The sequence below is a fragment of the Draconibacterium sp. genome, from assembly GCF_041583095.1.
Classification (GTDB): domain Bacteria; phylum Bacteroidota; class Bacteroidia; order Bacteroidales; family Prolixibacteraceae; genus Draconibacterium.
This window is the reverse complement of record NZ_JBFHGM010000218.1, coordinates 1-8,458: the sequence shown is the minus strand read 5'-3', so window position 1 is coordinate 8,458 and position 8,458 is coordinate 1. Positions and strand designations below refer to the sequence as shown.

Annotated in this window: 8 protein-coding genes; 1 reads left to right on the top strand and 7 read right to left on the bottom strand. The window is 41.7% G+C overall.

The window, feature by feature from the left end; genetic code table 11:
• The coding region (locus ABZB17_RS17035) for a DALR anticodon-binding domain-containing protein (protein WP_372651869.1) at nucleotides 1-273 on the top strand (273 nt) is incomplete at its 5' end.
• Between the two features lie 696 nt (nucleotides 274-969).
• On the opposite strand, the gene ABZB17_RS17030 is transcribed toward ABZB17_RS17035, so the two are convergent.
• From ABZB17_RS17030 to ABZB17_RS17000, 7 genes are all read right to left on the bottom strand, one after another.
• Nucleotides 970-1,608, bottom strand: coding sequence for an MOSC domain-containing protein (locus tag ABZB17_RS17030; protein ID WP_372651867.1), 639 nt, complete (start codon nucleotides 1,606-1,608; stop codon nucleotides 970-972).
• 120 nt (nucleotides 1,609-1,728) lie between these two features.
• Nucleotides 1,729-2,463 carry a TerB family tellurite resistance protein gene (locus ABZB17_RS17025; protein WP_372651865.1) on the bottom strand — a complete coding sequence of 245 codons (735 nt, stop codon included), beginning with the start codon at nucleotides 2,461-2,463 and terminating at the stop codon, nucleotides 1,729-1,731.
• Nucleotides 2,447-3,046, bottom strand: coding sequence for a dephospho-CoA kinase (coaE, locus tag ABZB17_RS17020; RefSeq protein WP_372651863.1), 600 nt, complete (start codon nucleotides 3,044-3,046; stop codon nucleotides 2,447-2,449). The genes ABZB17_RS17025 and coaE overlap by 17 nt, the downstream gene beginning before the upstream one ends.
• 2 nt (nucleotides 3,047-3,048) lie before the next feature.
• Nucleotides 3,049-4,038, bottom strand: a complete 990-nt coding sequence (locus ABZB17_RS17015; protein ID WP_372651861.1) for a YbbR-like domain-containing protein — start codon at nucleotides 4,036-4,038, stop codon at nucleotides 3,049-3,051.
• A gap of 135 nt (nucleotides 4,039-4,173) precedes the next feature.
• Entirely contained in the window at nucleotides 4,174-5,091 is a 918-nt protein-coding gene (locus ABZB17_RS17010) for a DUF4249 domain-containing protein (protein ID WP_372651859.1), read from the bottom strand.
• A 5-nt stretch (nucleotides 5,092-5,096) separates the two neighbouring features.
• Nucleotides 5,097-7,445: a TonB-dependent receptor domain-containing protein gene (locus tag ABZB17_RS17005; RefSeq protein ID WP_372651857.1), complete on the bottom strand. Its 2,349-nt coding sequence runs from the start codon at nucleotides 7,443-7,445 to the stop codon at nucleotides 5,097-5,099.
• Between the two features lie 226 nt (nucleotides 7,446-7,671).
• Nucleotides 7,672-8,458 (bottom strand): T9SS type A sorting domain-containing protein (locus ABZB17_RS17000; protein ID WP_372651855.1); only part of this gene is annotated, 787 nt, incomplete at its 5' end.

Here is an 8,458-nt window from a genome sequence, read left to right as displayed (position 1 = left end):
TCGCTTTCATCAAAAGAAAAGGATTTGGTGAAACGTATTTCTTTATTCCCTGCAGCAGTTGAGGAAGCCGGCGACAATTACAGCCCGGCGATTATTGCCAACTACTGCTACGAACTGGTAAAAGAATTCAACCAGTTTTATCACGATCATTCAATACTTGGCGAAGCTAACGAAAGTGTTAAAAACTTCCGCCTGGTGCTGGCATCAGCAGTGGGTAAGGTGGTACAAACTGGTATGGGCTTACTGGGTGTTGAAATGCCTGAAAGGATGTAATACCGATTAGTTTAAAAGGCATCCCGAAGTCCGAATTTCGTTTGCATGCGGGTATTAGAGGCTGCGGAGAGTTAAGCAAAATAAATATCGTTTTTTGCATGGGGAAGTGCATTTTCAGTGAAAACGACATTGAATTCTTCAGGTGTCATTTTTCGCGAAAATAACCGGAAATTCATTTTCCTGCTTTTTTTTCGCGAAAATGGTAAGAGAATATGCCGGCTCACTTCATTTTCAAGGGAAAAAGCGTCCCTAATCAGTTTCTTACCTCTTTTTCATGGAAAAAAGCTTTACTAAGGATTTTTTCGTCCAATTTTCACTGAAAATGCCATTAAAAAATGTTTCGTCATCTCGTTTTCGTTGAAATAAGCGTCGCGGAACAGTTTTTCTTTTCACTTTCAGTGAAAACACCTTCACGAATCATTTTGGCTGCCTTTTTCCGGGAAAATTAACATCGGTAGTCAATGTTTTAAAGTCTGATTTAAAAACCTTTTTAAAAAGAAAGGAGGCCATCTTCAAAGCCTCCTTAATGTCTTTTGCAACTTTATGTTGCACTTCTGATTTAATGGTTGAAAGAGGTTTGCACTTCCTTCCTTGTCCACTTATATATTCTGAAAAAAGGAGAAAGGTAACCTTTAAATCTATGAATTAGTTGCTATTTAAAACCGTTCTATTTGGAAGGTTTTGGTGGCTAACGGCTTACAAATAATCGCCCCAGCGTTTTATTAAATCACTTTTGCAACTTTCGGCAATTAAGGGATCGTTTATTGCTTTCTTAACTTTTTCATCGAACTCATCCGCATAAAGCAGGGTATAAACTTCGTGTATCGACAACGATTGTTTTTTATCGATCAGCTGCATATTGTCGCCGGGATTTACGTGGCCTTTTTCCAAGATCCTAACATAAACACCTGAAAAACCTGAATCGACAAACTGGCGTACAATATTGTTATCGTTGAACCTGAACTGCAGTTTAAAACAGGGTTGGCGCGGTTGGGTAACCTGTACTACGGCTTCTCCAATTTTAAAGGTGTCGCCAATATTTATTTCCTTTTCGTGCAGGCCTTCCACGGTCAGGTTTTCGCCAAACATTCCCCAGGGCATTTCCAAATCAGTATAAAGGTTTTGCCAGTATGGGTAATGATCTGCCGAATAAAGGTAACAGGCTTTATCAATGCCGCCATGGTATCTGCGATCCATCACATTGTCGTGTTTCACATCTTCTTTACCCAGAAAAATTCCTTTGTATACGCTAAATTTGAATAAACCGGTGGGGACTTCTTTTCCCTTCCATTTTATTATCCGGGCTTCAGCAATATTTGTAGAGATGATTTTCATTGTCGTGTCATTTCGAGCGAAGTGAAAAATCTGTTTCCAGATAGCTGCAAAGTAACAGATCTCTCAGTCATTCATCCTTCGAGATGACAACGAAAACTGCTAACTGCGACTGTAAACTGATCAAGCTATTTTTCGTTCCTTTTTAATGTTTTCGTAAGCCATATTTACTTTCTGGAATTTCTCTTTGGCAGCATTCTGAACTTCATCGCCCAGAGTACTTACTTTATCCGGATGGTATTTCATAGCCATACGGCGATAAGCTTTTTTCAATTCTTCGTTGCTGGCTGAGCGGTCAATTTCAAGGATTTTGTAATCGCCATCGGTATTGGGAACAAACATGGCCTGAATTGATTCAAAATCGTTATTACCAATGCCCATGTGGTTACAAATGTGTGTAATCAGCTTTTGCTCTTCCACATCAACCTGTCCATCGGCCTGGGCAATTCCAAACAGAAAATGAACCAGCTGCAGGCGTGCCGAGTAATTCATATTTGCTTTAATCTGCTGGCAAACTTCGTTAACCGGAATGGTTTGTTGCAGCAGGTCGCGCAACATTCTAATGGCTTCCTGTGCTGAGTCTTCGCCAAAGTTGTGCACCATAAATTTCTTTACATAGTCGAGCTCCGATTTCAGCACTTTCCCATCGGCTTTCATTACGGCAGCCACCAAAACCAAAAGGCTCATTACATATCCGCCGGTGGTTGTTCTGCCCGAGTAGCCTGTTCGTGTTCCGCGTTTTACGGCTTCCTGTCCGCCGTCGAACATCGAACCTATTGTAAAACCTATAATTGCGCCGATAGGACCACCGGCAAAAGCACCTAGTCCGGCTCCTATCCATTTACCAAATTTTGCCATATTCTTTTAGTTGTTTATCGATTTCAATGATCTGAGGAATCAATAATGTTTTGTTATCGTTTTTAATTTCTTTTGAAGCGAGTTTATTTTTTTGCTCATCACTCCATTGTTTGCTCATCCGTTCTTTAACGGCTTCGATTGTTGAACCGTCGCGCTTCGTAACGCGGTCGATCCGCATATTTTCGGGTGCAGTTACCAGAATCGTATAATCCATCATTTTATAGAAACCGCTTTCAAAAAGAATGGCCGCTTCGTGAACGACGTACGGACTGTTTTGTTTATCGGCCCAAATCATAAATTCCTGTCGCACCACGGGATGAATCAACCCGTTTACTTTCTTCAACTGTGTGCTATCTGTAAAAATGATGCCAGCCAGCTTTTTCCGGTCAATTGTGCCGTTTGGTGAATAAATGTCGGGGCCATACCAGTCAATAAGTCCGGTTTTAATTTCAGAGTGCGTATTTATCAGTTTTTTTGCCCAAACATCAGCTTCAAAAACAGGAGTTCCCAGAAGTTTGAAAACCTGGCAAATTACCGATTTCCCACTTCCAATTCCGCCTGTAATACCAATCTTAACAGCCATTTTTAATACGTTTCAATAAGGTATTCTACCGATTCGGGAGTAAAGCGTGAGATCTCAACAAACGATGGTTTATCGGTTATTTGCACCCTCAGGCGGCTTTCGCTGTTACTAATCGATGCATAATCAACCACTGCCCGAAAATCGGTCTCCGAAATATTGTCGAATTCGCTCAAACCTACCATGCAGTTAAGCGTAAGTTCCGAGGGGAAAAGTTTAATTCTCACATCGGCCGGTTTGTTGATAACCTGTATGGGGAGGCGAAGCTGTTTCTCGGTATATTTTTCCACCTCAATTTGTAACAGCACTTCTGTCGGAACAACTGTGATGGTTTCGGGATGAATGAGTTTAGCGTTTCGGGTAATCGTTTTATCCACTTCTTCAAACGATTTTTTTGTTGTTGAAAGAAAACGAACCGTATCGACTACCGACGCCGGACCGGTAATATTAACTTCAGTGGGTTTTACCTGTACCTGATTTTTTAAATTAAACTGAGGTTTAAAGTCGATTGAAACATCGGCTTTAACGGGAACCGATTTTGTTTTTAAACTGTCGAGTACAATCCGGATGATGTCAGGATTAACCTGTTGAAGGCTTATTTCACTGCTTATCTGGCTCGAAATGCGTCGGTTTAAAGTATTTGTCGGTACCAGGTAAGTACCATTTGTCGATTCCAGGTTTTGGGTAATATTCGTCAGGTTTAAAATAATTGGCGAATACGAAAAATTGAGTTTATGACGCAAAAGAGTAAAGCCGTGCGCATCAACTTTCAAATCGAGTTTTTCAGGTGGTTTGTTGGCTAAAAACTGGTGGTTGGGTGGACTTACATACCGAACCGGGTAGGCAATAGTTGTTGAATAATCTTTTTCCAAAGCATTCAAAAACCACAAAACTGTGGCAATAAGCAAACAAATTAAATAAACAATCACCCGTTTATCGTTTTTAAGTTGCTCAATTTTTAAATAGCCCGTTATTTTCTCAATGTTCTTGTTCATTCCGGTAAAACAGCAAAATTAACGAAAAGTAGCAATTAATACCGATATGAAAAACGAAGCTTGCTAATTTCATAGTGCAAGCTTCGTTTTTTCCTGTGAAATGTTTATTTCAAACTTTAATTGTATGAATCGATGTTAATTTCCGGGAACGCTCGATACCAAAGGTGTAAAATTTGAGTCGTCGATGATCACCGTATTTCCTACCGAAATATCGCGTGCCGAAAACAATCCCAGAATTCGTTTTCCATTGCTCGATGTCAGGTTGCTGGGCACATTTGCAGGCGGTACACTAAACGGACCTCCGGCCCAGGCCTGGTCGCTCAGTCCCCAGTAAAATTCGTAAGCAGCCTCCGAAATGGAGAGTTGCTCCACAACAACTGTATCTCCCAAATGGAGTATTTTGTCTTCTTCTTCGTCTTCCCAGTCGAGTAGGACCAGCATGTCGTAAATGTAATTTCCATCTACCAGTTCATCGCTGGCAAAAGCCAGGTCTTCACCGTCATTAAGTAATTCGCCGTTTAGGTAAATATCCCATTTGTAATAATGACCTAAACCCGGTGTTTCCTGCGAGTTGATATAAATTCCCAGGTATTCGTAATTGCCACGGTCGCTTAAATTTACTTTTACCGTATCAAGCGTTTCAACTTCCTGTAAATATTCGTCGCCGGTAATTACGGTTCCGTCCGGAGTGGTTATTGTTAAGGTATAAATCCTGCCGGTAACGCCCGGATAATTAGTGCCGGCGGGCAGCATATAAATTCCTGTGGTTCCTTGCTCTTCGAGTGTTACGGTGTTTGGCGAATCGGCATTGTCGCTTAATTGAACAATGGCATTACTGATTACCGGATTTTGTGCTGTTTGATTTACCGCAAGCGTACGTTCCAGTTTTACGTAAACGTTGTTTTCTGCTTTGGTGTTAATATACGCTTCAACGGCTATCAGGTCAATATCTTCGTCGTTCAGTTCCACCTCAACCACATCTTCGCATGCGGTGAATGCAACTATGGCAAACAGAAGAATGATAATTCCTTTTATTATTTGTGCTGTTTTCATGACCTCTAGAATTTAAAATTATAAGTGATGGATGGGATAGGAGCTCCGATAATCGACAAACGGATAAATTCTGTTTGATTCGGATTGTCTTCGTTTGCCTCCGGAGTAATCGAATAAGCGTTTCGTCGTCCGTAAACATTATACACCGACACGTTTATCGATTGTTTAAAACGGCGGTTTGCATTCTTTTTAAAGTCGTAGGTGAACGACAGATCCAGGCGGTTGTAATCCGGAATCCGGTTGCTGTTGCGGGCCGAATATTCGTAAACCTGGTTGCCCTGCACATAGTATTTAGCCACCGGGTACGATGTTGGATTTCCGGTTGCATAAACAAAATTGGCTGCAAAATTCCATCGGTCGTTCAGCTGATAACTTGATACCAGCGAAAGATCGTGTGTGCGATCGTATGACGATGGATAAGGATTTCCGTTGTTAATACCCGGAATTTCGCGCTCGGTTTTCGACCAGGTATAACCCACCCAACCGGTAAGTTTTCCTTTCGATTTTTTTACCAGTGCTTCCAGTCCTTTCGATGTGCCTGAGCCGTGTAGTAATTCGGTTTCAATGGCATCGTTCAGAAACAGTTCTGCTCCTTCGATGTAGTCCAGAACATTGTGCATGTCTTTGTAATAAACCTCAACAGATGTTTCATACATGTTTTGCTGGAAGTTTCGGAAATAGCCGAGCGACACCTGATCAACTTTCTGTGGTTTGATGTAAGTGCTCGATGGCAACCAAATATCAAGTGGTGTAGGTGATTGTGTATTCGAAATGAGGTGCAGGTTTTGCACCATTCTGTTATACGAACCTTTTACAGAGCTATTCCGGTCGAGGGTGTATTTCATGCTAAAACGTGGCTCCAGATGAACAAAAGCATCGCCGATTTTATCGTTCTTTCCGTAGTTGATGGTTTCAATAATTTCATTCTTATCGGGATTTTCAGGATCTGCGTAAATATTAACTTCTCCTTTGCCAACCTGCTGAAAATGACTTAAACGCACGCCGTATTGCATTGAAAAACGATCGGATAATTTCTGTTCGTTCGAAAGATACAACGCACTTTCAATGGCATTGTAGTGTGCCAGTTCCATATCCGAAAACATGGAGTTATCGCCGTTGGTGGTAATCTTGCCCGGACGGAATTCATGTCTGATGGTGTTCACTCCAAACTTAACGGTGTTTTGTGGATTTGCAAACCAGGTAAAATCCGCTTTTCCGTTGTAGTCTTTTATCCTTGACGACCAATCGAAGTTATCGGCATTATCTCCCGGAACTCCAAGTTTGTAGTCGTAGTTGGAAAAAATGGCCGAAATATTCATAAAAATCTTATCTCCGAAAATATGGTTCCAGCGGGCGGTGGCTGTGGCATTTCCCCAACGCATGTACATCGATTCGCCCAGCTCAAAAACATCTTCGCCCATATATCCGGAAAGGTAAATGCGGTTGTTGTTGTTAATAACAAGATTTGATTTTCCGTTCAAATCGTAGAAATACATGGTGTTGTCTTCCAGCTCATCCAAACCGGCTGCTTTTCCCAGAATGTCGTAATAGGTGCGGCGTCCGGCCAGCAGAAAACTCCATTTGTCTTTAATAATCGGTCCTTCAAGCGTTAAGCGGCTCGACAGGTTTCCAATTCCACCATCGAATCCAAACTGTTTGGAATTACCGTCTTTTTGTCGGATATCGATTACCGAAGAAGCTTTTCCGCCATACTCGGCCGGAATTCCACTTTTGTACACCTGAATATCTTTAATGGCATTTGAGTTAAACACCGAAAAGAAACCCATAAGGTGCGAGGCATTGTAAACCGGTGCTTCGTCCAAAATCATCAGGTTCTCGTCGGGGCCACCACCTCGAACGTATAAACCCGAGCTGGCTTCGCCGCCGCTCTGAATTCCGGGCAATAGCTGAATGGTGCGGATAATATCCACTTCGCCCATAAATGCCGGAAGCTTTTGAATGGTTTTTACCGGAAGTTTCTCCATTCCCATTTCAATACGTTCCACGTTGGCATTGGCAGCTTCGCCGCTTACAATAATCTCTTCCATTACTTCGGTATTTTCCTGTAACGAAAGCGAAATGTTTAGACTTTCGCGGGCATCAATTTTCTGTTTAACGGTTTTGTAACCGATAAACGAAACCTGAAGCGTGTAGCTTCCTTCGGGAATGGTGATCGAGTAAAATCCGTAGGCATTTGATGCGGTGCCCTGTTTCAGTTCTTCAACATATACTGTAGCACCAATCAGCCCTTCTCCGTTGGAAGCGTCTCTGAGGTACCCACTTAAGGTAATGTTCTGTGCTTGTACTACAACTCCAATAGAAAGGAGAAGGAGTAACATCATTGTTTTCATCATTTTTTGGCTTTTGTTTCTAATTGTTTTTTGTTTTGGATGTTTGGCTGAACATCCACATTGTTTTCTAGCTCCAACAAAAGTAATACATCATATAAATGTGTTTTTAAAAATCCGACCAATTACCGATTTTAGTCGACAAATGATACGAATCCATATTTTTGTCGGTTCTGTAGTTAGTGACAACAAAAAATGATGAGGGTTACAGTTTTAGGAATTTTTTTTGAAATCAGTGCTGAATAGAAATCTTTTGAGAATGCTGATAGGTGCCTGAGCTAACGGTTACAATATATATTCCGTTCGTTAGGTCCAGAACCGGAATACGATCGTTGCTGTATGTGGTTGTATAAACTTTTCTCAGCTGACCTTTTGTATTATAAATTTGAACGTTTAACTGCTGATCAAATTGTTGTTCGGGATTGAAAAACTGGAACGATTCAGAAGCGGGACTTGGAAAAATATAGGCCGATTGTGAAGAAAGATGGCTGGTGTTATCGCGCCAGTCTCGAATACCGTTTTGGTTTAAATCGCCGGGAGTAGTGCTACTGGCCGTTGAGTTTTGCCAGCTCGAACCTTTCACTACAATGTCAAAAAGATCGTCAAGTCCATCGTTATCCTGATCCGAAAGAAGGAGTTGAATTCCGGCCTTGCTTGCGTCTCCCAAGTTGTATGATTCAAATAAATCGGAACTTCCATCATCATCCGAATCAGTATCAAGCATATCGGGTATTCCATCGCGGTCGGTGTCTACCGGATTATAGCATGTACCTCCCATCTCAGGTTCGTATGCGTCATCCCATCCGTTTTGGTTGGCATCAATATTTGATGGCTGAATGTAATTGTGTTCCTGTTGCCATTCAAAATTATCAGTAATACCATCGTTATCGCTGTCGATATCAAAATTGTTCGGAACACCATCATTGTCGGTATCCAGTCCTATTCCATCCAAATAATCGGGTAGGCCGTCGTTATCGTTATCCAGGTCAGCGTAATTAGGTATGTCATCCAGATCGGCG